21 protein-coding genes are annotated in these 21,948 nt (G+C 52.7%); 15 read left to right on the top strand and 6 right to left on the bottom strand.

The features are described 5' to 3' along the window. Positions 1-101: 101 nt before the first annotated feature. The 13 genes from WA318_RS11340 to WA318_RS11280 all read left to right on the top strand — a co-directional run bounded on the left by WA318_RS11340 (position 102) and on the right by WA318_RS11280 (position 12,352). Positions 102-2,246, top strand: coding sequence for a RelA/SpoT family protein (locus tag WA318_RS11340; RefSeq protein ID WP_114097413.1), 2,145 nt, complete (start codon positions 102-104; stop codon positions 2,244-2,246). Between the two features lie 130 nt (positions 2,247-2,376). Further along, positions 2,377-3,087, top strand: coding sequence for a DUF2062 domain-containing protein (locus WA318_RS11335; protein WP_336081140.1), 711 nt, complete (start codon positions 2,377-2,379; stop codon positions 3,085-3,087). After that, positions 3,084-3,836, top strand: coding sequence for a pyridoxine 5'-phosphate synthase (locus WA318_RS11330; protein ID WP_336081138.1), 753 nt, complete (start codon positions 3,084-3,086; stop codon positions 3,834-3,836). Before WA318_RS11335 ends, WA318_RS11330 begins: the two co-directional genes overlap by 4 nt. Next, positions 3,833-4,228, top strand: a complete 396-nt coding sequence (gene acpS / locus WA318_RS11325; protein WP_114097416.1) for a holo-ACP synthase — start codon at positions 3,833-3,835, stop codon at positions 4,226-4,228. The genes WA318_RS11330 and acpS overlap by 4 nt, the downstream gene beginning before the upstream one ends. Positions 4,229-4,255: 27 nt before the next feature. After that, entirely contained in the window at positions 4,256-5,002 is a 747-nt protein-coding gene (gene lepB, locus WA318_RS11320; protein WP_336081135.1) for a signal peptidase I, read from the top strand. Continuing rightward, positions 5,002-5,685, top strand: a complete 684-nt coding sequence (gene rnc, locus WA318_RS11315; protein ID WP_114097418.1) for a ribonuclease III — start codon at positions 5,002-5,004, stop codon at positions 5,683-5,685. The genes lepB and rnc overlap by 1 nt, the downstream gene beginning before the upstream one ends. Next, a complete protein-coding gene (gene era / locus WA318_RS11310) occupies positions 5,678-6,616 on the top strand; it encodes a GTPase Era (protein ID WP_114097419.1) in 939 nt (312 codons plus the stop codon). The genes rnc and era overlap by 8 nt, the downstream gene beginning before the upstream one ends. A gap of 43 nt (positions 6,617-6,659) precedes the next feature. Continuing rightward, positions 6,660-6,890 (top strand): hypothetical protein, encoded by a 231-nt coding sequence (locus tag WA318_RS11305; protein ID WP_336081131.1) that lies wholly within the window; start codon positions 6,660-6,662, stop codon positions 6,888-6,890. Continuing rightward, entirely contained in the window at positions 6,890-7,057 is a 168-nt protein-coding gene (locus WA318_RS11300) for a hypothetical protein (protein WP_336081129.1), read from the top strand. Before WA318_RS11305 ends, WA318_RS11300 begins: the two co-directional genes overlap by 1 nt. 9 nt (positions 7,058-7,066) lie before the next feature. After that, entirely contained in the window at positions 7,067-7,822 is a 756-nt protein-coding gene (gene recO / locus WA318_RS11295; RefSeq protein WP_336081127.1) for a DNA repair protein RecO, read from the top strand. Positions 7,823-7,953: 131 nt separating this feature from the next. Continuing rightward, complete coding sequence (gene parC / locus WA318_RS11290) at positions 7,954-10,197, top strand: DNA topoisomerase IV subunit A (RefSeq protein ID WP_114097422.1); 2,244 nt, start codon at positions 7,954-7,956, stop codon at positions 10,195-10,197. A gap of 236 nt (positions 10,198-10,433) precedes the next feature. After that, the gene (locus WA318_RS11285; protein WP_336081124.1) at positions 10,434-10,979 is read left to right on the top strand and encodes a TRAP transporter small permease subunit; all 546 of its coding nucleotides are present in this window, start codon (positions 10,434-10,436) and stop codon (positions 10,977-10,979) included. Next, entirely contained in the window at positions 10,979-12,352 is a 1,374-nt protein-coding gene (locus WA318_RS11280; RefSeq protein ID WP_336081121.1) for a TRAP transporter large permease, read from the top strand. Before WA318_RS11285 ends, WA318_RS11280 begins: the two co-directional genes overlap by 1 nt. 180 nt (positions 12,353-12,532) lie before the next feature. Here WA318_RS11280 and WA318_RS11275 read toward each other — a convergent pair whose 3' ends face one another. The 4 genes from WA318_RS11275 to motA form a co-directional block, all read right to left on the bottom strand. Next, positions 12,533-13,624, bottom strand: coding sequence for a TRAP transporter substrate-binding protein (locus WA318_RS11275; protein ID WP_114097424.1), 1,092 nt, complete (start codon positions 13,622-13,624; stop codon positions 12,533-12,535). 163 nt (positions 13,625-13,787) lie between these two features. Next, positions 13,788-14,531: an arginyltransferase gene (locus WA318_RS11270; protein ID WP_336081117.1), complete on the bottom strand. Its 744-nt coding sequence runs from the start codon at positions 14,529-14,531 to the stop codon at positions 13,788-13,790. A 123-nt stretch (positions 14,532-14,654) separates the two neighbouring features. Next, positions 14,655-15,623 (bottom strand): flagellar motor protein MotB, encoded by a 969-nt coding sequence (locus WA318_RS11265; RefSeq protein WP_114097426.1) that lies wholly within the window; start codon positions 15,621-15,623, stop codon positions 14,655-14,657. Between the two features lie 54 nt (positions 15,624-15,677). Then, a complete protein-coding gene (gene motA / locus WA318_RS11260; RefSeq protein WP_114097427.1) occupies positions 15,678-16,532 on the bottom strand; it encodes a flagellar motor stator protein MotA in 855 nt (284 codons plus the stop codon). A 254-nt stretch (positions 16,533-16,786) separates the two neighbouring features. Here motA and WA318_RS11255 point away from each other — a divergent pair, with 254 nt between their 5' ends. Continuing rightward, positions 16,787-17,272, top strand: coding sequence for a flavin reductase family protein (locus WA318_RS11255; RefSeq protein WP_114097428.1), 486 nt, complete (start codon positions 16,787-16,789; stop codon positions 17,270-17,272). Positions 17,273-17,348: 76 nt separating this feature from the next. Here the strand turns inward: WA318_RS11255 and WA318_RS11250 are convergent, their stop codons facing one another. Beyond that, complete coding sequence (locus tag WA318_RS11250; RefSeq protein WP_114097534.1) at positions 17,349-18,569, bottom strand: threonine ammonia-lyase; 1,221 nt, start codon at positions 18,567-18,569, stop codon at positions 17,349-17,351. 351 nt (positions 18,570-18,920) lie between these two features. Beyond that, on the bottom strand, positions 18,921-20,408 hold the full coding sequence (locus tag WA318_RS11245; protein ID WP_114097429.1) for an aldehyde dehydrogenase family protein: 1,488 nt from the start codon (positions 20,406-20,408) through the stop codon (positions 18,921-18,923). Between the two features lie 231 nt (positions 20,409-20,639). Between WA318_RS11245 and WA318_RS11240 the strand changes: the two genes are divergently transcribed. Further along, the gene (locus tag WA318_RS11240) at positions 20,640-21,806 is read left to right on the top strand and encodes a type III PLP-dependent enzyme (protein WP_336081110.1); all 1,167 of its coding nucleotides are present in this window, start codon (positions 20,640-20,642) and stop codon (positions 21,804-21,806) included. Positions 21,807-21,948 lie beyond the last annotated feature (142 nt).

The raw sequence follows: 21,948 nt of genomic DNA, 5'->3' as shown, positions 1-21,948 counted from the left end.
ACGGTATTCATCTTCCGTGGCTTTTTTTTGTCTAAATCGTACTATCTTATGAAGGGGTTCGGTTCCGAGCCCCTTGATGGACTATGCGGAGATGCCCCTGAATGATGCGCCAGTATGAACTTGTTGAACGGGTTAAGGCCTATGATCCGGAAGCGTGCGAAACCACGCTGAACCGGGCATATGTTTATGCCACCCAGAAACATGGTTCACAGAAACGCGCGTCGGGTGACCCGTATTTTTCCCATCCGATCGAAGTTGCGGGCATTCTGACCAATTACAAGCTCGACTGCGATACGATCATCACGGCACTTCTGCACGACACCATTGAAGATACCGATGCCACCCCCGAAGAGATTACGAAGCTTTTCGGGACCAATATCATGAAGCTGGTCGATGGTGTGACCAAGCTGACGCAGATCGAACTGAAATCCGCAGATTCCAAACAGGCCGAGAATTTCCGCAAGCTGCTGCTTGCGATGTCCGAAGACATTCGGGTGTTGCTGGTCAAGCTGGCAGACCGTCTGCACAACATGCGGACCCTGCATTATATCACCAAGCCGGAAAAACGCGTTCGGATCGCGGCTGAAACGCTTGAGATTTATGCGCCGCTTGCCGAACGCATCGGTATGCATGACATCAAGGAAGAGCTTGAAGACCTTGCCTTCCAGCATATCAATCCTGAAGCCCGTGACTCGATTCTGGCGCGTTTGGAATTCCTGCGCGAGAAAGACGATAATGTCGTCAGCCGTATCGTTTCCGAACTCAAGGACGTCATTTCCCGTCAGGGGCTGAAGGTCGATATCTATGGCCGTGAAAAACGCCCATACTCGATCTGGCAGAAGATGCAGCGCAAGAATATCACCTTTGGTGAGCTGTCGGACATCATGGCATTCCGGGTGCTGGTCGATGATATGCCGCAGTGCTATGAAGTGCTTGGCTATATGCATGCCAATTACAAAGTCGTTCCGGGCCGGTTCAAGGATTACATCTCAACGCCAAAGCCCAACGGATACCGTTCCATTCATACGACTGTGCTGGGGCCGGAAAATCACAGGATCGAAGTTCAGATCCGTACGCGCCACATGCATGAAGTGAACGAAAACGGTGTTGCTGCGCACTGGGCCTACAAACAGGATACCCCGACCGGGCAGCAAAAAGAGGGCGTTCAATATCGCTGGCTGCGCGACCTTCTTGATATTCTTGAACATGCGTCGGAGCCTGAGGAGTTCCTTGAACATACCAAGCTTGCGATGTTCCAGGATCAGGTCTTCTGCTTTAGCCCGAAGGGCGATGTGATTGCGCTTCCTGCGCGTGCAACGCCCGTTGACTTCGCCTATATGATCCATACCCATATTGGCGATACCTGTGTGGGGGCGAAGGTCAATGGTGCGATGGTTCCATTGCGCACGGTCCTGAATAACGGTGATCAGGTCGAAATCGTTACCTCGAAGGCGCAGACGCCGAATCCGACATGGGAGCGGTTCGTTGTTACGGGTAAGGCACGTGCGCGAATTCGCCGTTTCATCCGTCAGCAGCAGGAAGACCAGTACAAGGACCTTGGCAAGGCGATCTTGCAAAAGGCCTTCCGCCAGGAAGGATATGACTATTCCGACAAGGCAATTGACGGTGTTTTGAAAATCTTCAAACAGCCATCCGTCGATGCACTTTTGACCCTGGTCGGGGCTGGTCACCATACCGGTCGCGAAGTTGTTCATGCTGTCTTCCCGGGGACAAAAGACAAGGAAACGGCGCGCAAAGTCGTTCCGCTTGAAAAGGTTCGGGCGCGCAAACATGACCATGCGATCCCGATCAAAGGGCTTATTCCGGGCATGGCGGTGCACTATGCCGGCTGTTGCCATCCGTTGCCCGGCGATCGCATTGTCGGGATTGTTACAACCGGCAAGGGCGTGACGATCCATACGATTGATTGTGATACGCTTGAAACCTTTACCGAGCAGCCCGAACGCTGGCTTGATGTTGGATGGGACAATGACGGCGAGCCTGAACATTTCATCGGTCGTCTTGGCCTGACTGTCGGCCATGAGCAGGGGGCGCTCAGTTCGATCACAAGTGTGATTGCCAAAAACCATGGCAATATCACCAATTTGCGGTTCACCAACCGTACGACAGATTTCTTTGAAATGCTGATTGATATCGATGTGGTCGATGTCAAACATCTGACCAATATCATCGCGGCCCTGAGGGCAACGCCGGTGGTAAATGCTGTCGAGCGCGCGCGCGGGTAATGGCAAGCTGTGAACGCATTCATCTTTTGGGGGATAATCGCGTAAAAACCTTGCCAAGTGTGCGGTCAGCACTTACGCATATGCCTCGACTTTTTATTGCGTTACCTGATTTGTTCCAGAACTGACCCGCATGTTTCGGCGCCGCGTAAAACCATCATCATTACAAAAAATACGGAACGTCGTCTGGCCGCGTGGCGGATGGCGACGTTCGTCTCAGTATTTTGCTCATCGTGTCGCGCGGCTTCCCGGCACGCCATACAGCATTGCGTCAGGATTTGCGATCGGTGCAGCAGTATCATTTACGCCGTTTATCGGGTTCCACTTCGTTATCTCCGCACTGATAAGCCTGATCACACGCAGTAACGTTGTTGCGTCCTTGCTGGGCACGATTGTTGGCAATCCATGGACATTCCCGTTTATCTGGCTTTGGCTCTATACCTGCGGGAACTGGATTCTTGGTGCGAATGAAACCTCGAATGCCGTACATTTCGACATGGCCGTTCTTTGGGACTTCGTCGTTCTGGGGGTCAGCTATGTCGGTGGCGGACTTATTTTTGGTCGCTGGGACCCTGCAGACCACGAGACGCTTGGTCATCTCTGGATCAGCATCGTTGATATCATCTGGCCGATGCTGGTCGGATGTGTTCCGACGTCAATCATTGTCTGGGCGCTATTTTATTTTCCGGTACGCCGTGCGGTCATCATTTACCGTCACAACCGGATTTTGCGCAGAATGAAGAAAACGGAACGCCATGGGCTTGGGCCCATGCTTGAAACTGCCAAGGACAAGATCGGCAGTGCTGCGAAAAGTGCCACCAAAAAGCAGGATGAAACACTATGAGTTCGAAACTTCGGCTCGGCGTTAATATTGATCATGTTGCGACCATCCGGAATGCCCGTGGCGGCAATAGCCCGGACCCGGTGCGTGCCGCAGCACTTGCAAAGGCCGCGGGCGCAGACGGAATTACCGCGCATCTGCGCGAAGACCGTCGCCATATCCTTGATGCAGATATGAAAAGACTGCGCCAGGAGATTGATCTGCCACTTAACTTCGAAATGGCAGCCACCGACGAGATGCTGGCAATTGCGCTTGCAACAAAGCCACATGCAGTCTGCCTTGTTCCGGAAAAGCGTGAAGAACGCACGACCGAGGGTGGGCTTGATGTTCTGGGTGGCCATAATCATCTGAAACGTTTTGTTTCCGAACTTGGCGATGCGGGCATTCGTGTGTCGCTGTTCATCGAGGCGTCTAAAGAACAGCTTGATGCCGCCAAAAGTCTCGGCGCACCTGTTGTTGAAATTCATACCGGTTCCTATTGCGATGCTGAAAACAGCGATGATCGTGCACGTGAACTTGAACGTATTCGCGCAGCCGTCAAATACGGAGCAGGGATCGGGCTTGAAATTCATGCCGGTCATGGTTTGAATTTCGAAACGGTTCAGCCGATTGCGGCAATGCCGGAAGTGGCGGAGCTTAATATTGGTCACTTCCTGATTGGGGAAGCCGTCTTTGTCGGGCTGGAAGCCGCAATCAACGAGATGCGCCGCTTGATGGACGAGGCGCGTGATCAAACGGACGACGATAAATGATCATTGGGATTGGCACGGATTTATGTGATATCCGTCGGATAGAGACCGCACTTGAACGTCATGGCGAGCGTTTCATGAAGCGTGTCTTTACCGATGTCGAGATTGCACGTGCCACCCGCAAACCGCATAGAACAGCATCGTCGCTTGCCATGGCTTTTGCGGCAAAGGAAGCCTGTTCCAAGGCGCTGGGAACCGGATTTCGCAGGGGTGTTTATCACAACACAATGGGTGTGGTACATCAACCCAGTGGCAAGCCCGACATGGTATTGACCGAAGGTGCTTTGGCACGACTTGAAGAATTAACACCCGAAGGAAAGATTGCTTCGGTGTATGTGACCTTGACGGACGAATACCCGCTGGCGAATGCTGTCGTGGTAATTTCGGCTGATTGACAGATAAACTGATTGGTTAAACACGGAATGGAAAAACTTGTGCAGAAAAAGAAAACGGGTGGCCTTTTGGACACCTTGAAGACCGTTTTCTGGGCCATTGTCATTGCACTTTTGGTTCGGACTTTTGCCTTCGAACCGTTCAATATTCCGTCTGGCTCGATGATTCCGACCTTGCTGGTTGGTGACTATCTGTTTGTTTCAAAATTTTCCTATGGATATTCGAAACACAGCATGCCTTTCAGCCTGCCGGTTATTCCGGGACGCATTTTTGAGACCGAACCCGAGCGTGGCGATGTGGTTGTCTTCAAACTTCCGTCAGATACCTCACAGGATTATATCAAACGTGTGATCGGCCTGCCGGGTGACACTGTCCAGGTCACCAACGGTCGTTTGTACATCAATAACAAGCTGGTCGAACGTGAACGGATCGAGGATTACATCCTGACCGATGGTACTGGTCGGTCTGCCGCGGTTCCGCAATATCTCGAAACACTTCCGAACGGTAAGGTTCACCGTATCCTTGAGCTGTTTGGCGATCAGGGGCCGAGCGACAACACCGAAGCCTTTACCGTACCGGAAGGCCATTACTTCATGATGGGGGATAATCGCGATAATTCGGCAGACAGCCGTGCATTCCCGTCGCGGTTCCGCTTTGTGCCGATTGAAAATCTGGTCGGTCGTGCTGAATTCCTGTTCTATTCCAAGGACAGCTCGCAGCCGGTCTATGACCTTGGCAGCATCCGGTTTGATCGCCTGTTCCAGGGAGTTCATTAATGAGCGACGGCATGCCGGTGATCGCCGAGATCGATCACGGTTTTTCCAATCCTGACCTGCTTCGTGTGGCTTTGACCCATCGAAGTGCAGCGAAGGGTAAGGATGCAATAAGCGGTGGCAACGAACGTCTTGAGTTTTTGGGCGATCGTGTGTTGGGGCTTGTCGTGGCCGAAATGCTCTATACCCGTTTTGGGCGCGAACGCGAAGGTGCGATGGCAAAACGCTTTGTCGCACTGGTGCGTCGCGAAACGCTGGCGCGTGTTGCCATCCAGATCAAACTGGGGGATCACATCCAGATGGCCAAGGGTGAACGTGCGGCCGGGGCTGACACCAATCCGGCCATTTTATCTGATTGCATGGAAGCCGTGATTGCCGCACTCTATCTGGATGGTGGTCTTGAACCGGCGCGTCGCTTTATCGAAAAGCTCTGGACGCCGCTTCTTGATGAAGCAAACAAGCCGCCGCAGGATGCGAAGACGCAATTGCAGGAATGGCTGCAAGGGCGGGGCAAGCCACTGCCGAAATATGACATGGTCGGCCGCGAAGGTCCGGCCCATGCACCGATATTCACCATCGAACTGACCACCAGTGATGGTGAAAGTGTTAGTGCCGAAGGAAAATCTAAACGCGAGGCGGAACAACTTGCCGCCCGCATGATGTTGGACAAACTAAACGATGAATGAGGTTCCCACACCGGTGGCCGAAGACAGATTACCTTATCAGCAGCGTTGCGGCTTCGTCGCACTTGTTGGCGCGCCTAATGCTGGCAAATCGACGCTCCTGAATCAGCTGGTCGGCACGAAAGTGTCGATCGTCTCGCCAAAGGTCCAGACAACCCGTACCCGTGTGCGTGGCATCGTCATGACCGAAGATGCGCAGATTGTTTTCATTGACACGCCGGGTATCTTTGCCCCGAAGCGCCGTCTTGATCGTGCAATGGTCAAGGCCGCATGGAATGGTGCGGATGACGCGGATCTGGTGGTTCTTGTCATTGATGCCGGAAATGGAATCACGGACGAAGACCTTGCCATCATCAACCAGCTCAAAGATCAGAACCGCAAGGCTATCCTGGCGCTGAACAAGGTCGACAAAGTCTCGGACAAGGAAAAACTCCTGCGTCTGTCACAGGACCTGTTTGCCCATGAAGTCTTTACCGATGTCTTCATGATTTCGGCGAAAAAAGGGGCAGGTACACAGGATCTGGTGAATTTCCTTGCGGCTAAAATGCCCGATGGCCCGTGGATGTTCCCGGAAGACGATGTGTCGGACATGCCGCTTCGTCTTCTCGCAGCCGAGATCACCCGCGAGAAGCTTTATTATCAGCTTCAGCAGGAACTGCCCTATTCGGCAACAGTCGAAACCGAACTTTGGGAAGAACGCAAGGACGGCTCGGTAAAGCTTGAACAGACCATCTTTGTCGAACGTGAAGGCCAGAAGGCCATCATTCTTGGCAAAGGCGGCAAGCGTATCAAGTCACTGGGCAGCGAAGCGCGCAAGGAACTTGAAGCCATTTTCGAGCGTCGGGTTCATCTGTTCCTGTTCGTCAAGGTGCGCGAGAACTGGGGTGATGATCCCAATCGCTTTGCCATGTGGGGCCTCGATCCCAACGCATAATTCTTCACGTTGCACAGACAGACCATCAATTGTCGGGTAGATAATGGAAATCGGATCATTCTGGGGTGTTGTAATGATTGTTGTTGGCGCAGCCGCCGCAATGATTGTTGCGCGTGTCGCCCGGCGTCCGTTCCGAAACCGCACTGATCACAGCTCTGTGCAACGTGAAAAATCCTTTCTGCATCGCCCGCTTAATCTGATCGCGCTTCTGGTTGCCCTTGCTGTCTTTATGCTGGGGCTTTTCTGGAAGGTGACGGGCGGAGGACCAAACTGATGACCCGGAATTCTGGCGATCCTATCGATCAGGCGATTGAAGAAGTGGAAAACCGTTCATGGTTGCGCAAGGCGGTTTTTGGAGCAGCCCTGATCGCACTTGTCTCCTGCCTGATCGGGATGTTTTTCCTTGTCACCCGTCTGATTGTACCCAGCGGCTATTTCTAAGAGGCCCGGATGGACTGGCGTGATGACGGTATTGTTCTTTCGACACGCAAACTGGGCGAAAGTTCGGTCAGACTATCGGTTCTGACCCGTGATTACGGGCGCCATGCCGGAATGGTTCGTGGTGCAATGAGCAAATCCATGCGCGGTACGCTCGAACCCGGAAACGAAGTACGGGTAGGGTGGTCTGCACGCCTTTCTGAACATCTTGGTCAGTTTCGCTGTGAATTGACCGGTGCACATGCGGCAGACCTTTTATTGCAGCCAGGGCCGCTTATGGCGATGAGTTCGGCCTGTGCGATGCTTGATGCGACCCTGCCCGAACGTGAAGCCCATCCGGACCTGTACCATGGCACCGCAGCCCTTCTGACGGCGCTGAAATCCGAACAATGGTTGCCGTCCTATATTCGCTGGGAAGTCGGGCTGCTTGAAGAACTCGGCTATGGTCTTGATCTTGGGCGATGTGCGGCAACCGATGTAACCGATGATCTGGCCTTTGTTTCCCCAAAAAGCGGACGGGCGGTCAGCGAAGCAGCGGGGAATGCCTATCGCGACCGGCTTTTGTCTTTGCCGGCCTTTCTTGCCATCGGGCGCGCATCTTCGTCGCGGCGCAATGACGAACTTTCAGACCAGATGCGTGATGGCCTGAAACTGACCGGATTTTTTATTCATCGCGATATTTTCGAAGCCAAGGGCATCAAACCTGTCGCGGCACGGGATCGTCTTGTCAGTCACGTTTGGCGTATCAAAACTGCTGACGAAAAATAAATTGATCAATTTGGTTTGCATATGTTGACCGCAACCATGCCCCGCGTAGTATGTTGCAGATAACGTAAGGTGTTCGGGGGTCGAACGCACTTGCGCCTGTCCATTCTGCCAAGCAACAAGAAAAATCGTTCATGAGCACCAAGACTTCCGATCCGGCCAATGCCGGCCAAATCAGGGAAACCCGCCTTGCCGATGCGCTTAGCGAGCGTTATCTCGCCTATGCGATGTCGACAATCATGTCGCGTTCTCTGCCTGATGTGCGTGATGGCCTCAAGCCAGTTCATCGTCGTCTTCTTTATGCTATGCGGCAGCTCAAACTGAACCCGGAACAAGGGTTCAAGAAATGTGCGCGTGTGGTTGGTGACGTGATTGGTAAATATCACCCGCATGGTGATCAGTCGGTCTATGACGCGCTGGTGCGTCTGGCACAGGACTTTGCGGTACGTTATCCGCTGGTCGATGGTCAGGGCAACTTTGGCAATATTGACGGCGATAACGCCGCTGCAATGCGTTACACCGAAGCCCGCATGACCGCCGTTGCCGCTGCCCTGATGGACGGTCTCGACGAAGATGCCGTCGATTTCCGTCCGACCTATGATGGTGAGGAACAGGAACCGGTTGTGATGCCGGCGGCTTTCCCGAACCTTCTGGCAAACGGTGCGGCTGGTATCGCGGTTGGTATGGCGACCAATATTCCACCCCATAATGTCGGCGAACTCTGTGCCGGTCTGATCAAACTGATCGACAAGCCGGAAACGTCAATCGCGGAACTGGTACGTTGCGTACCGGGTCCGGATTTCCCGACTGGTGGTGTTCTTGTCGAACCGCATGAAAATATTCTTGAGGCCTATGCGACCGGACGTGGATCATTCCGCCTGCGGGCCAAGTGGGAAGTCGAGAAACTCAGCCATGGCCTGTATCAGGTCGTGATTACAGAGATTCCCTATCAGGTTCAAAAAGCCAAGCTGGTTGAACGCATCGCCGATCTGATGGTGGCAAAGAAACTGCCGCTGCTCAATGATGTACGTGACGAATCAACCGATATCATTCGCCTGGTTCTTGAACCGCGTACCCGTGCGGTTGAGCCGGAACATCTGATGGAAATGCTGTTCAAAAACACCGAGCTGGAAATCCGGTTCGGTTTGAACATGAACGTTCTGGACGGGGACAACACGCCGCGCGTTATGAATTTACGCGAAGTGTTGCGTGCCTTCCTTGCACACCGTCAGGAAGTTCTGATCCGTCGTTCCAATCATCGTTTGGCGAAGATCAATCATCGTCTTGAAGTGTTGGAAGGCTATCTTGTTGCCTATCTCAACCTTGACGAAGTTATCCGGATCATCCGTTTTGAGGATGAACCGAAAAACGCATTGATGAAGGCGTTCGATCTGACAGAAGTTCAGGCCGATGCGATCCTGAATATGCGTTTGCGGTCATTGCGCAAGCTCGAAGAGATGGAAATCAAGAACGAGCACGCCAAACTGACCGAGGAAAAAGAAGGTCTCGAAGCGCTTCTTGCCAGTGAAACGCTGCGTTGGGAGAAAATCCGCGACGAAATCGAAATCATGCGCGAGAATTTCGGCAAGAAAACCGCGATTGGCAAACGTCGTACCGAAATTGGTGACGCACCTGAAGAAATCGAAGTGCCGCTCGAAGCACTGATTGAACGTGAACCGATTACGGTGATTTGCTCAAAAATGGGCTGGATCCGTGCGTTGAAAGGTCACGTTGCCGACATCAGCGATCTTAAGTTCAAGGATGGCGACGAACATCGCTTCGCGATCAAGGGCTTTACGACCGACAAGCTTTTGATCCTTTCAACAGCCGGGCGCTGCTATACCATGTCATGTGACAAGCTTCCGGGCGGTCGTGGTCATGGGGAGCCGATCCGTCTGTCGATTGATCTGCCACAGGAACATGACATTGTGTCAATGGTCGTGCACAAGGATGGCCGCAATCTTCTGGTCGCAAGTTCCGGTGGCCGTGGTTTCCAGGTTGCAGAAAAAGACGTCGTTGCCCAGACTAAAAACGGCAAGCAGGTTCTCAACCTTGGTGCCGGTGAAGTTGCCAAGATATTTGTTCCGGTCGAAAAGAACCATGTTGCTGTTCTTGGTGACAACCGCAAATTGCTGATCTATCCGGTTGATGAAGTGCCGGAAATGACGCGCGGTCGTGGCGTGATCTTGCAGAAATACCGGCAGGGCGGTCTTTCGGACCTGATCTTGTTCAATCTCGAAGAAGGTTTGAGCTGGACCATGGGTGGCAGCGAAGGTCGTGTCCGCACCGTGACCGAGCTTGCCGAATGGACCGGCAAGCGTGCAGGTGCCGGGCGTATGCCGCCAAACGGCTTCCCGCGGTCGAACAAATTCGAATAATTTCGACAAGGCATACATTAAACTCGAAAGCCGGATGGTTCATTATCATCCGGCTTTGGGCTTTAATGGGCCAATTTAGATGCAGACAATGTCATATGCTGCGGGTTCGCGCAGATATGGAAGAATTACGTACCAAAATTTATAGCGTTTTCGATGTTTAAAATGTAACTTCGCAACCTGATTAGCAGGAAGCCCGCAATTTTCCTGTGAGACTCATAAGGGCTTGGGAGTGAAAAGTGAGATTTCTTGGAAATTTCGTCCACGCGATTGACAGTCTGAATGACTGGATCGGTCGCGGGGTGGCCTGGCTGGTGATCCCGATGGTTGTGATCACATTTTTAGTTGCCACATTGCGTTACGGCTTTGCGGTTGGCTGGGTATCAATGCAGGAAAGCTACATGTGGCTTTACGGCATTATGTTCATGGTAGGGGCGGGTTACACGCTTTTGCACGGTGGTCATGTTCGTGTCGACGTTTTCTATCGTCCGGCATCTGCGCGTTACAAGGCATGGGTCGATCTGTTCGGGTCGCTGTTCCTGATGATGCCGGTGCTGATCATGATCTTGATCTATAGCTATCCGTATGTAGCGACCAGCTGGCATCGCCTTGAAGGGTCGCACGAGACGGGCGGTCTTCCGGGCCTGTTCCTTTATAAATCAGTGATTCTGATCTTTTGTGTATTGATGCTCCTTCAGGGGCTTTCGCTTGCTGCGCGCAGCGTTCTGGTGCTTGCCGGTCACAAAGAATTTGAAATCAAAGAAGAAGAGCACGAGGGCGTCTGATGGCTGGTGAAGTTCTTAGTCTGGTGATGTTCGCCGTTGCTTGCGGCGTGCTTCTTCTCGGTTTTCCGGTTGCCTTCTCGCTTGCGGGTACCGGTCTTGCTTTTGCGCTTATCGGTCATTCGATGGGCACCTTTGATATGCCGCTTCTGGGCTCACTGCCGTCACGCTATTTCGGTGTGATGACCAACGAGCTGTATGTTGCGATCCCGCTGTTCGTGTTCATGGGCGTCATGCTTGAACGCGCAAGGATTGCCGAAAAACTTCTGACGACCATGGGGATGCTGTTTGGCACCATGCGTGGTGGTCTGGGGATTTCGGTTGTCATCGTCGGCATGTTGCTTGCCGCCTCAACCGGCATCGTCGGTGCGACCGTCGTGACCATGGGCTTGCTCAGTCTCCCTGCGATGCAGAAAGCCGGATATGATCCGAAACTTTCGACCGGTATTATCTGCGCGTCCGGTACGCTGGGTCAGATTATTCCACCGTCGATCGTTCTTGTTCTGCTGGGCGATATTCTTCAGGGCGCCTATGCCGAAGCACAGCGCGCAATCGGCAACTGGGCACCGGAACCGATTTCTGTGATGGACCTTTTTGCAGGTGCATTCATTCCGGGGCTTCTGCTGGTGGCACTTTATATCGGCTGGATCATCATCAAGTCCCTGATTGATCCGAAATCGGCACCGGCACTGGTTGAAGGAAAGCGTCCGGAAGGTCTTTGGGGTGAAGTGCTGCGCGCATTGCTGCCTCCGGGGCTTCTGATTGTTGCCGTTCTTGGCTCAATCCTGACCGGTATTGCGACCCCGACGGAATCAGCTGCTTTTGGCTCGATCGGTGCAATCGTACTGGCTGCGTTCTACAAGCGCCTCGATATGCCCGTTCTGCGCCATGTCGTGCGCCAGACCGTTCAGGTCAGTGCTATGGTGTTCGTCATCCTGCTGGGTGCGTCGGTGTTCTCGCTGGTGTTCCGTGGTCTTGGTGGCGATCACCTTGTCGAAGAACTGCTGCACAACCTTCCGGGTGGTGTCTTCAGTGCGATGCTGGTTGTGATGCTGTTGATGTTCTTCATGGGCTTCTTCCTGGACTTCATCGAGATCGTGTTCGTCGTGATTCCGATTGTTGGTCCGATCCTGCTCAAGATGGACATTGATCCGGTTTGGCTGGGTGTGATGATTGCCATCAACCTTCAGACCAGCTTCCTGACACCGCCATTCGGCTTTGCGCTGTTCTATTTGCGTGGTGTCGCACCGGCAGCGATCAAGACGTTTGATATTTATCGCGGTATCATTCCGTTCGTTATGATCCAGATGCTTGGTCTTTGCCTTGTCGCTGCATTCCCGTGGCTGGCGACCTGGCTTCCGGGCATTCTGTTCTAAGAACGCGAAGATCAAAGATCACCAAAGAAAAAGGCCCCGATGAGGGGCCTTTTTTTGATTCTGTGGTTACGTCCCGGAATACATTGTCCCTATAGGAGGTGACATATTTCAGGATGACACAAAACAAAAAAAGGGGCCGGCAAAAGCCAGCCCCTTGTCGTTTTCCGACAGGCGGAGAACTTAGTATTTGAACGGAAGTACACGTGCCTGTGCAAATGCTGCTTCCGAGAATTTCGACCATGCGATCGACTGGGTGCGGAATGCTACGAGGCTTTCGAATACTTCTTTCGACAGCGGGTTGGATGCAACCAGATCACGCAGAACTTCGCCCGACAGTTTGCCAAGGTTGGTCAGAATGTCGTCAGAGAACGGACGAACGTCTACACCGTGCTTGTTGCGCAGGGTGTCGAGTGCCTGAACGTTACGTGCGGTAAACTCGGACAGAACCATCTGGTTAACTGCACGGTTGGCCTGCTCGACGATGGCTTTCAGATCATCCGGGAGCGCATTCCATGCATCCAGGTTGATGAAGTTGTCGAGAACGGTCGCCGGTTCATGCCAGCCCGGATAGTAGTAGTATTTTGCCGATTTATAGAGACCGAACGCCAGATCGTTGTACGGACCAACCCACTCGGTCGCGTCAATTGCGCCCGACTGAAGTGCCGGCGGAATTTCACCGCCCGGAAGGTTCACAACGTTTGCGCCAGCTGCTTTGACAACTTCGCCACCAAGGCCAGGAATACGCATTTTCAGACCCTGATAGTCTGCAATGGTGTTCATTTCCTTGTTGAACCAGCCGCCCATCTGGGTGCCAGTGTTGCCCGACGGGAAGAACTTACAGTTCAGTTCAGCATAGACCTTGTCAGCAAGTTCCTGACCGCCACCCCACTGGAACCATGCATTCTGTTCCTGGGCGTTCAGGCCAAACGGCATTGCCGCAATATACTGGGTGGCATCAACTTTACCTTTCCAGTAGTAAGGCGCGCCGTGGCCCATTTCGACGGTGCCGTTGCCGACAGCATCAATTGCTTCGAATGCCGGAACGATTTCACCAGCACCAAATACGGTGACTTTCAGGCGACCGTCAGATGCTTTGGTGATGTATTCAGCAAGAAGGTTTGCGCCAGTACCAAGACCCGGGAAGTTTTTCGGCCAGGTCGTGACCATACGCCATTCACGGACGTCCTGCGCGAGTGCCGGTTTGGCAAAAGTCGATGCAGCAGCAGTCGCACCTGCTACAGCAGCGCCAGAAAGAAATTGGCGACGTTTCATTAGTTACAGCCTCCCAAAGATGCAAGCTCATGATTTATATGTATCAAAGCCGGTTCACCGGCTTTGTACCGCAGCTTATATGCGTCTTCGGGTGCAGGCAACCGGGGATCGAGTTGTTCTCTTGGACTTTAGTCTAATCTAATGGGGCGGTTTGCTCAGTTCGTCAGGTAGCACTACTGGGCCTGGTTTCCTCCATTGGCGCCCACTGGCCATTTCGGAAACCTTCAAGTGGCTGGAACCGCATCTTGTAGGACATCTTGCGGCATTCACCGATCCAGTACCCAAGATAGATATGAGGTAAATCAAGAAGTTGGGCTTCTTCTATGAGGTCGAGCACGATGTAGGTGCCCAGTCCACGCTTGTGTTCGGACGGATCAAAAAAGCTGTAAACAGCCGAAAGTCCGTCAGCCAGATTATCGATCAGTGCAACAGCAATCAGACTGTTATCCGGACGACGATACTCATAGACAGACGTTTCAATCGTGCTGTCTTCGATCATCGCCCGATAGTCACGGGCATCCATGCGCGCCATGTCACCATTTCCGTGACGTGCATCCTGATAGGTACTGAACAGTTGATATTGTTCCTGGGTCGCGACTGCGGGCAATACGGTTCGGGTCAGATCACTGTTTTTGTTCTGGATACGACGGAAAGAACGGCTGCTTTCAAATTCGGCGCATCGGACACGAACCGGAATGCAGGCATTGCAGTCGCTGCATGCCGGAAGATAGGCTATTGAATGGCTGCGACGAAAGCCTGCCCGTGACAGTAAATCATGGATATTATTCGCTTCTGGTCCGCGCAGCTCTGTAACCAGTTTGCGCTCAAAGCGGCCGGGCAGGTAGGGGCACGGCATCGGGGCAGTCATGAAATAGTGCTGCGTAAGGCGGCGCTGATTAACTGTCATCTGGTGTTTCTCAATCCCGACCACATCTGATCATCTATCTTAAGAGATTAAGCGTTATTTATGACAGTTTAAAGGTCATCCCACCAAAAGAGCTGTCAAATTTGCAAAACCGGAATTGCCAGATCAGGGCTGTGATGGAACAGAGAAGGTTGGACGACGCGGTGTCGTACCTGGTGCCGCAGGTTCTGACGGCTGGGCAGTCGGCGCGCCATTGGAAGATGGTAATACAGAACCATTTCCGTTTTGCGTTCCGTTCTCAAGTTCTGATCGTTCGCCTGTGCCTCGGAGCAAGGTGATGCTGATACGGCGGTTGGTTTCATTTTTGGGGTCTTCAGGCACCAGCGGATCCGTGTCAGAAAGTCCGGCAACCTTCGCAAAGCGACCGGTGTCAAGTCCGAGGTCTTCAAGCGTGCGTCGTGTCGCCAAGGCACGATCAGCTGAGAGTTCCCAGTTTGAGTAACCATCCGTACGATTAAATGGCACTGCGTCGGTATGGCCCTCAATCGAGACGTCCTGAGGCATCTTTTCGATGACGGCCGCTACCTTATCAAGCAACAAGCGCGTGTGATCAGCCATTTCAGCACTGCCACTCGGGAACATGGATGTGCCGTCTTCATCAAGAATCTGGATACGAAGACCTTCGGGGGTTTCTTCGATCCGGATGTTTTTCTCAAGACCCTGAAGCTCGGGACTTTCTTCGATAGCCTTTAGAAGTTCTTCCTTGGCTTCATTGAATTCCTGTTCTTCCATCTGTGCTACCCGGATGGCTTCTCGCTCGTCCGGGGATTGCTGTGGCGGAATTTCCATGCTGACTGTCGGCATTCCGAATTCGGAGCGCTGAGCGCCTTCCTCGGCAAGACTGGTGCCACCCAGAACCCCGCCGGAGCCCGAATCATTTTGTGAAATCGTTTCAGGGGTGAAATACATTGAAACACCCTGAAGTTGTTCTTCCGTGGCGCTTGAAAGCAGCCAAAGCAACAGGAAGAACGCCATCATAGCCGTGACAAAGTCAGCATAGGCAACTTTCCACGAGCCACCATGATGGCCGCCATGTCCGCCTTTTTTGACCTTTTTGATTACGATATCAGGCATGTGCGATGCAAATTCCGTGAGTTACTGGTTCTGTTTCTGCAAGGCAAAGGAAAATCAGGCTGACGGCGCATCCTGCAAGGCATCTTCAAGTTCCTTGAAGCTCGGCCGAACGGTGGACGGCAGCGTTTTGCGGGCAAATTCAACGGAAACCTGCGGGGCATAGCCCTGCATGTGACCAATCAGGGCCGCTTTCATACAGCTGAAATATTTTCCGTCCTGATCCAGCGTCTTCTTGATGATTTCCGACGTCGGACCAACAAAGCCATAGGACGCGAGAATACCAAGAAACGTACCGACGAGAGCCGCTGCAATCAAACCACCAAGAATTTCCGGCGGTTCGGTAACTGAGCCCATGGTGACAATCACACCAAGCACGGCTGCAACAATGCCCAGACCGGGAAGGGCGTCGCCCACTGTCTGGATGGCGGCAGGGACCATGTGATCTTCTTCGTGATGGGCTTCAAGTTCCTGATCAATGACCGCTTCAAGTTCATAGGCATTGGTGGTGCCAAGGGTCAGAAGACGCAAATAGTCACACAGGAATTCAACGGCATGATGGTCTTTCATCAACTCGGGGAAGTTGCCAAAAAGACTGGAGCCTTCGGGATTCTCTACATGGCTTTCAAGTGCAAGATCACCCTTCGATTTCGCCAGTCGGAAAACAGCATAAAGGCAAACAAGAAGCTCGACATAGGCCGCTTTCTTTTTGGGCCCCTTAAGTGCACGGATCGTATAAGCAATCGACTTTTTAAGGATGCTCATAGGGTTGGCAATCAGGAATGTACCAAACGCAGCACCGAAAATGATAAGCACTTCAAGGGGTTGGATAAGGACACCAATGTCGCCGTGGGGCAAATAACCGCCAAGAACAGCGCCAATCACCACGACATACCCAATGATCAAAAACATTCTTATTATTCCCCGCTAGCCTAGGACGATTATCGGTTCAGTCCGCAACATGTTCCCAAGACCCAAACCCGATCATGGTTGCAGACAAAGTCCATCTGGCATCTATATGACACTATTAGCTTTTAATCTTATTAATATCCCGTTTAAATCTGCTGTGAGTTAGGTTTGACAGATCGAAGTTTAATCGCCATTTTCCCCAAGCCTTTTACGGGGTCGTACTTCAATAGGTTTAGTCAGCAAGAGCATTCTTCAATATGTCATTCTCTCCGCGCGATTTCCGCGACTGTCTTGGTCAGTTCACAACCGGCGTTGCCGTTGTGACCACGCGGGCCGAAGATGGTTCCAAAGCGGGCATCACGATTAACAGTTTTGCGTCTGTTTCGCTTGATCCGGCACTGGTTCTTTTTTCCGTAGATCAGCGTGCGGCGACACATGCCTTGTTCGCCGGTTCTTGCACGCGTTTTTGCATCAATATTCTTCGTCAGGACCAACAGGCGATCTCTGAACTGTTTTCCGCACCGGGGCAGAATGGCTGGGAAACGGTCGGGTTTGAAGATGATGGTCACGGTATGCCACGCCTGAGAGGCTCGTTGGCGGCGTTTTCGTGTAAACGCCACGCCATTCATGATGGTGGCGATCACAGCATCATTGTCGGCCATGTCGATAATCTTGTGATGGGCGAAACGGGGGAGCCGTTGCTTTATTACGGCGGCCGTTATCGTGGCCTTAAAAGCGAATAACTATTAATGAAAAACGGGCCGTGTGGATTGTTCCAGCGGCCCGTTTTTTTATTTTCAGATATCCAGGGAATTTTGATCAGTCGAGCGACGTATTGCCAAGCAAGCGTCCGCCAAACCCTGCCTTGATCAGGCGTTCAATCACTTGCTGGGCATGGCCGGTATCACGCACTTCCAGCACCATATCGACATCGGTCTGCTTTGCCGGAACGTCGTAAAAATGACGCTGGTGATAAACTTCGATGATATTGGCTTCTTCTTCACCGATCAGTGTGCTGATGGTTGCCAGAGCACCCGGCACATCGGGAATTTCGATGCGAACACGTACAAGGCGACCCTGGCGGGCCATGCCACGCATCAGGACCTGTGCCAGAAGGCGGGTGTCAATATTGCCGCCACTGACGATCAGGCATACTTTCTTGCCTTTGAATTTTTCAGGATGATCGAGAAGGGCGGCAAGCGGCGCAGCACCTGCACCTTCGACCACGCTTTTTTCAATCTCGATCAGCATCTGAATGGATCGTTCAATTGAGCTTTCCTCGACCAGAACCACTTCGTCGAGCTTTTCCTTGCAGATTTCAAGTGTCAGGCCGCCTGGTTGTTTGACGGCAATGCCCTCGGCAATTGTAACGCCACCGCCGGTATATTCGTCACCACGAATGCCTTCATACATGCAGGGATAAAGCTTGGTTTCAACGCCAATGATTTCGATGTCTGGGCGGCGCGATTTGACCGCGGTTGCGATACCTGATGCAAGTCCGCCACCGCCAATCGGGACAACGATGGTATCGATATCAACGTTCTCATTCAGAATTTCGAGACCGACTGTGCCCTGACCGGCAATGATATGCGGGTCGTCAAACGGATGTACAAAGGTAAGTCCGCGTTCCTGCTGGATGCGACCGGCGGCTTCAAGGCTTTCGGCAAAGACATTGCCGGTCAGAACGACTTCAGCGCCGTGGGAACGGGTATGATGGACCTTGGTAAAGGGCGTGTTTTTCGGCATCACGATGGTTGCCGGGATGCCCAGACGCTTGGCGTTATAGGCAACGCCCTGTGCATGGTTTCCGGCGGATACGGCAATGACGCCTTTTTCGCGCTCTTCGGGTGTCAGGCTTGCCAGTTTGACATAGGCACCGCGTTCCTTGAAGGAAGCGGTATATTGCTGGTTCTCAAGCTTAAGATAAACTTCTGCCTGACAAATCGATGAAAGTGTTAGTGATTTTACCAGCGGTGTCTTGGCAACGATGCCTTCAAGCAAACCGGATGCGCGTACAACGTCGTGATAGGAAACAGTCATAATTTCCATGCTCCTGCGGCCACCATCTTTGTGGTGTGGTGGCAATAATATCATGTAATGGGTGAGAAACGGTATTTAACCGGACCTGTCATCCGCAGATGACAGGGATCACATTCGCAGGTCGGAAATCCCAATAATCATGGCCATCGCACCGGCACCAAGCGTCGGACGGGAATGCGATGAAAGGATGTCAGTATATGCAGACATAGCCATGTTCTTTCTGGATTAGGGATGTGTTTCGAAAGGTAGCTTTGCGGATTAGGGCGCCAAGGTCAAGTACAGCAATAGAAAAACCGGGTTGCATGAACTGCAACCCGGCCAAGTACAACGCCTGGCATGGGGAATCCGGCGTTATTCCATGTTGAGGATAACCGTTTTCTTGTAGGTGAAATGTTCAAGCATGCTTTCAAGCGACGCTTCCTTGCCAAGGCCCGAAAGCTTGATGCCGCCATAGGACAGGTTCGGCTGCACAACAAGGTTCTGGTTGACCTGAACAAAGCCGGCTTCAAGCCGCTTGGTGGCAACCAGTGCCGTTTTCAGATCCGTCGTCCAGACCGTGGCAGCAAGGCCAAAGTCGCTGTCATTGGCAAGTTCAAGGGCCTCTTCAAAGGTCTTGAACTTGAAGACACACGCCACCGGACCAAAGATCTCCTCACGTGCGACGCGAGCATCCGGATCGACATTGGTGAAGATCACGGGGCGCACAAAGAGGCCGTCGGAAAGCTCTGGATCGGTGGGCAGGGCGCTCAGTTGATGTTTGGTCGCACCCTCTTTTTCGCCGATATCGATGTAACCCGATACCTTGTCGAACTGTTTGCGATTGATGATGGTGCCGATGTCGGTCTCTTCATCAAGCGGGTTGCCCATTTTGAGTGCATTAACCTTGTCAATCAGCCGCTTAACGAACTCATCATGAAGTTTTTCATGAACAAGCATACGCGAGGAGGCCGTACAGCTCTGGCCCTGACGGGTGAAGCGCATACCACCGATTGCGCCGGCCACGGCCTTGTCGAGGTCGGCATCATCCATAACGATCATGGGCGACTTGCCGCCAAGTTCGAGGGTGACCGGAATAAGCTTTTCGGCTGCGGCCTTGTAAACCGTACGACCGGTCTCGACAGAGCCGGTGAAGGAAACCTTTTTGACATCCTTGTGCGCGACAAGCGGGCCGCCACAGGTTGGGCCAAAACCCGAAAGGATGTTCAAAACACCGGCCGGCAGGATTTCCTGCATGATCTGACAGACGCGCAACACGGTAAGAGGGGTGTCTTCAGCCGATTTTACAACGACCGAGTTGCCAGCAACCAGTGCCGGGGCAACTTTGATCGCCATCAGAAGAAGCGGTACGTTCCAGGGAATGATCGCACCAACGACACCAACGGCTTCGCGGGTGGTCAGCGTCATCATATTTGGATTAAACGGAACAGTTTCGCCCTTGAGCTCTGATGCAAGACCGCCAAAAAAGACGAACATGTCGGCAAGAACCGATGCCTCAACACGGCTTTCGGTGCGCAGTGCCTTACCCGATTCCAGTGCGACAAGACGACCGAGTTCTTCGGTGTGTGCCATCAGGACACGGCCGCATTCCGCAACCAGCTTTCCACGTTCGCGTGCCGGGCGTTCCGCCCAGTCCTTTTGTGCTGCCTTTGCAACCGCAACTGCAATGCCCACATCATCAGAGTCACCGTCGGCTGCCTGTCCGATAACCTTGCCTGTGGCGGGATTGATAACGTCAAAGGTCTTGCCGTTCTTCGGGGCAACAAGCTTGCCGTTGATCAGATGATGGCCGGAAAGTTCAGTTGCCAGTGACATCGGATCAAGGTTCGGTTCGAAAGGCATTTCAGGCTCCCTGTGGGTTGGCGTGCAGTCACGGTTTTTGCGTGGGGCGCACGATATAGGTTATTTGGTATTGGTTTACCAAATTATCGACAGCAGAGAGCAATATCAAGATCAATTCGTCTTTCCGGACATGACAGTTCCCAAAAGGGCTGGTAACCTGAAACAGCAAAAAGGCCAGCCCGGCGGCGGTACGTGTCTGGGCGCCTGCATTCCGTAAACGATGGAGTATTTATGCCACGTCATTTCGATACGACGTTCGATGTTGTTAAGGAACTCAAACCTTCCTATCCGGTCTATTGTCTAAGACCGAATATCCTTCGAGAAACAGCGCAGCGCTTTGTCGAAATGTTCCCGGGCGACGTCCTTTATGCGGTGAAATGTAATCCGCATCCTGAAGTCATGCGTTATTTGCACGAAGGCGGCGTGCGTCATTTCGATACTGCCTCGCCAGAAGAAATCGCGCTTGTTCGTCGCCAGTTCCCGGGAATGAAGGCCTATTTCATGCATCCGGTCAAAAGCCGCGATGCCATTCGTAATGCCCACCGGGTTTTCGGTATTGATCACTATGTGATTGATACCGTCGAGGAACTTGAAAAAATCCGTGAAGAAACCGAGGGCGACAAGAAGCTTGTGATCCATGTCCGTCTGGCAACACCACCGGCCGGGGCGACCTATAATCTCTCAGCGAAATTTGGTGCGCGCCCGATGGTCGCTGCCGAACTTCTGAAGAAGGTCGATGAATATGGCTATGACGCGGGTTTGTGCTTCCATGTCGGGTCGCAATGTACAACACCGAATGGCTATCGGATCGCGGTTGAGCTGATCCGTCAGGTCGTCGATTTTTCGGGTGTTCAGGTTCGGCATATCGATGTCGGCGGCGGTTTCCCCGGCCAATATATGAACCAGCGCGGCGCCAGCCTTGAAGAATTCATGGACGAGATCAAGGATTGCATCCGCTGGCTTGATATGCCCGACACCACATTCATGTGTGAGCCGGGCAGGGCGCTTGTTTCAAGCGGGGTTTCCCTGATTACGCAGGTGCATCTGCGTAAGGAAGACACCCTGTTTATCAATGACGGTGTCTATGGCAGCCTGTCGGAAACCGTGACCGGGCAATTGCGTTATCCTGTGCGACCCTTGCGAATCAATGGTGAATTCAATCAGGAAGAAACACTTGATTTCACCATCTATGGTCCGACCTGCGATAATATGGATGTTCTTCCGGCAGCCGTATCGCTTCCGGCGGATATCCGCGAAGGGGACTGGATCGAATTCGGGCATATCGGGGCCTATAGCAATGCGCTTGCAACCCATTTCAACGGGTTCTTCCCGGAAATGCAGGTGACTGTGGGCGAGGCATTCCCGTTTGTGGATGGTGAATTCCCTTACGTGGCCTGATGCAGCAATAGCTACAGTGACGGGCAAACAGGAGATCCCCTGTTTGCCCGTTTTCAGATACAGTGTTGCTCAGAAAATTAACGTTATCGGTAAAAAGGTACTTGTTTACCGATAACGGTTGGTTGCACTATGCTGCCCGAAA

It is taken from the genome of Thalassospira sp. CH_XMU1448-2, assembly GCF_037027285.1.
GTDB lineage: Bacteria > Pseudomonadota > Alphaproteobacteria > Rhodospirillales > Thalassospiraceae > Thalassospira > Thalassospira profundimaris_C.
This window is presented reverse-complemented; position numbering and strand designations above follow the sequence as displayed.

Bases quoted from the DNA above. Each gene is read 5' to 3' on its own strand.
- WA318_RS11340 (WP_114097413.1), top strand. From the start codon at position 102: ATGATGCGCCAGTATGAACTTGTTGAACGGGTTAAGGCCTATGATCCG.
- WA318_RS11335 (WP_336081140.1), top strand. From the start codon at position 2,377: ATGTTTCGGCGCCGCGTAAAACCATCATCATTACAAAAAATACGGAAC.
- WA318_RS11330 (WP_336081138.1), top strand. From the start codon at position 3,084: ATGAGTTCGAAACTTCGGCTCGGCGTTAATATTGATCATGTTGCGACC.
- acpS (WP_114097416.1), top strand. From the start codon at position 3,833: ATGATCATTGGGATTGGCACGGATTTATGTGATATCCGTCGGATAGAG.
- lepB (WP_336081135.1), top strand. From the start codon at position 4,256: ATGGAAAAACTTGTGCAGAAAAAGAAAACGGGTGGCCTTTTGGACACC.
- rnc (WP_114097418.1), top strand. From the start codon at position 5,002: ATGAGCGACGGCATGCCGGTGATCGCCGAGATCGATCACGGTTTTTCC.
- era (WP_114097419.1), top strand. From the start codon at position 5,678: ATGAATGAGGTTCCCACACCGGTGGCCGAAGACAGATTACCTTATCAG.
- WA318_RS11305 (WP_336081131.1), top strand. From the start codon at position 6,660: ATGGAAATCGGATCATTCTGGGGTGTTGTAATGATTGTTGTTGGCGCA.
- WA318_RS11300 (WP_336081129.1), top strand. From the start codon at position 6,890: ATGACCCGGAATTCTGGCGATCCTATCGATCAGGCGATTGAAGAAGTG.
- recO (WP_336081127.1), top strand. From the start codon at position 7,067: ATGGACTGGCGTGATGACGGTATTGTTCTTTCGACACGCAAACTGGGC.
- parC (WP_114097422.1), top strand. From the start codon at position 7,954: ATGAGCACCAAGACTTCCGATCCGGCCAATGCCGGCCAAATCAGGGAA.
- WA318_RS11280 (WP_336081121.1), top strand. From the start codon at position 10,979: ATGGCTGGTGAAGTTCTTAGTCTGGTGATGTTCGCCGTTGCTTGCGGC.
- WA318_RS11275 (WP_114097424.1), bottom strand. From the start codon at position 13,624: ATGAAACGTCGCCAATTTCTTTCTGGCGCTGCTGTAGCAGGTGCGACT.
- WA318_RS11270 (WP_336081117.1), bottom strand. From the start codon at position 14,531: ATGACAGTTAATCAGCGCCGCCTTACGCAGCACTATTTCATGACTGCC.
- WA318_RS11265 (WP_114097426.1), bottom strand. From the start codon at position 15,623: ATGCCTGATATCGTAATCAAAAAGGTCAAAAAAGGCGGACATGGCGGC.
- motA (WP_114097427.1), bottom strand. From the start codon at position 16,532: ATGTTTTTGATCATTGGGTATGTCGTGGTGATTGGCGCTGTTCTTGGC.
- WA318_RS11255 (WP_114097428.1), top strand. From the start codon at position 16,787: ATGTCATTCTCTCCGCGCGATTTCCGCGACTGTCTTGGTCAGTTCACA.
- WA318_RS11250 (WP_114097534.1), bottom strand. From the start codon at position 18,569: ATGACTGTTTCCTATCACGACGTTGTACGCGCATCCGGTTTGCTTGAA.
- WA318_RS11245 (WP_114097429.1), bottom strand. From the start codon at position 20,408: ATGCCTTTCGAACCGAACCTTGATCCGATGTCACTGGCAACTGAACTT.
- WA318_RS11240 (WP_336081110.1), top strand. From the start codon at position 20,640: ATGCCACGTCATTTCGATACGACGTTCGATGTTGTTAAGGAACTCAAA.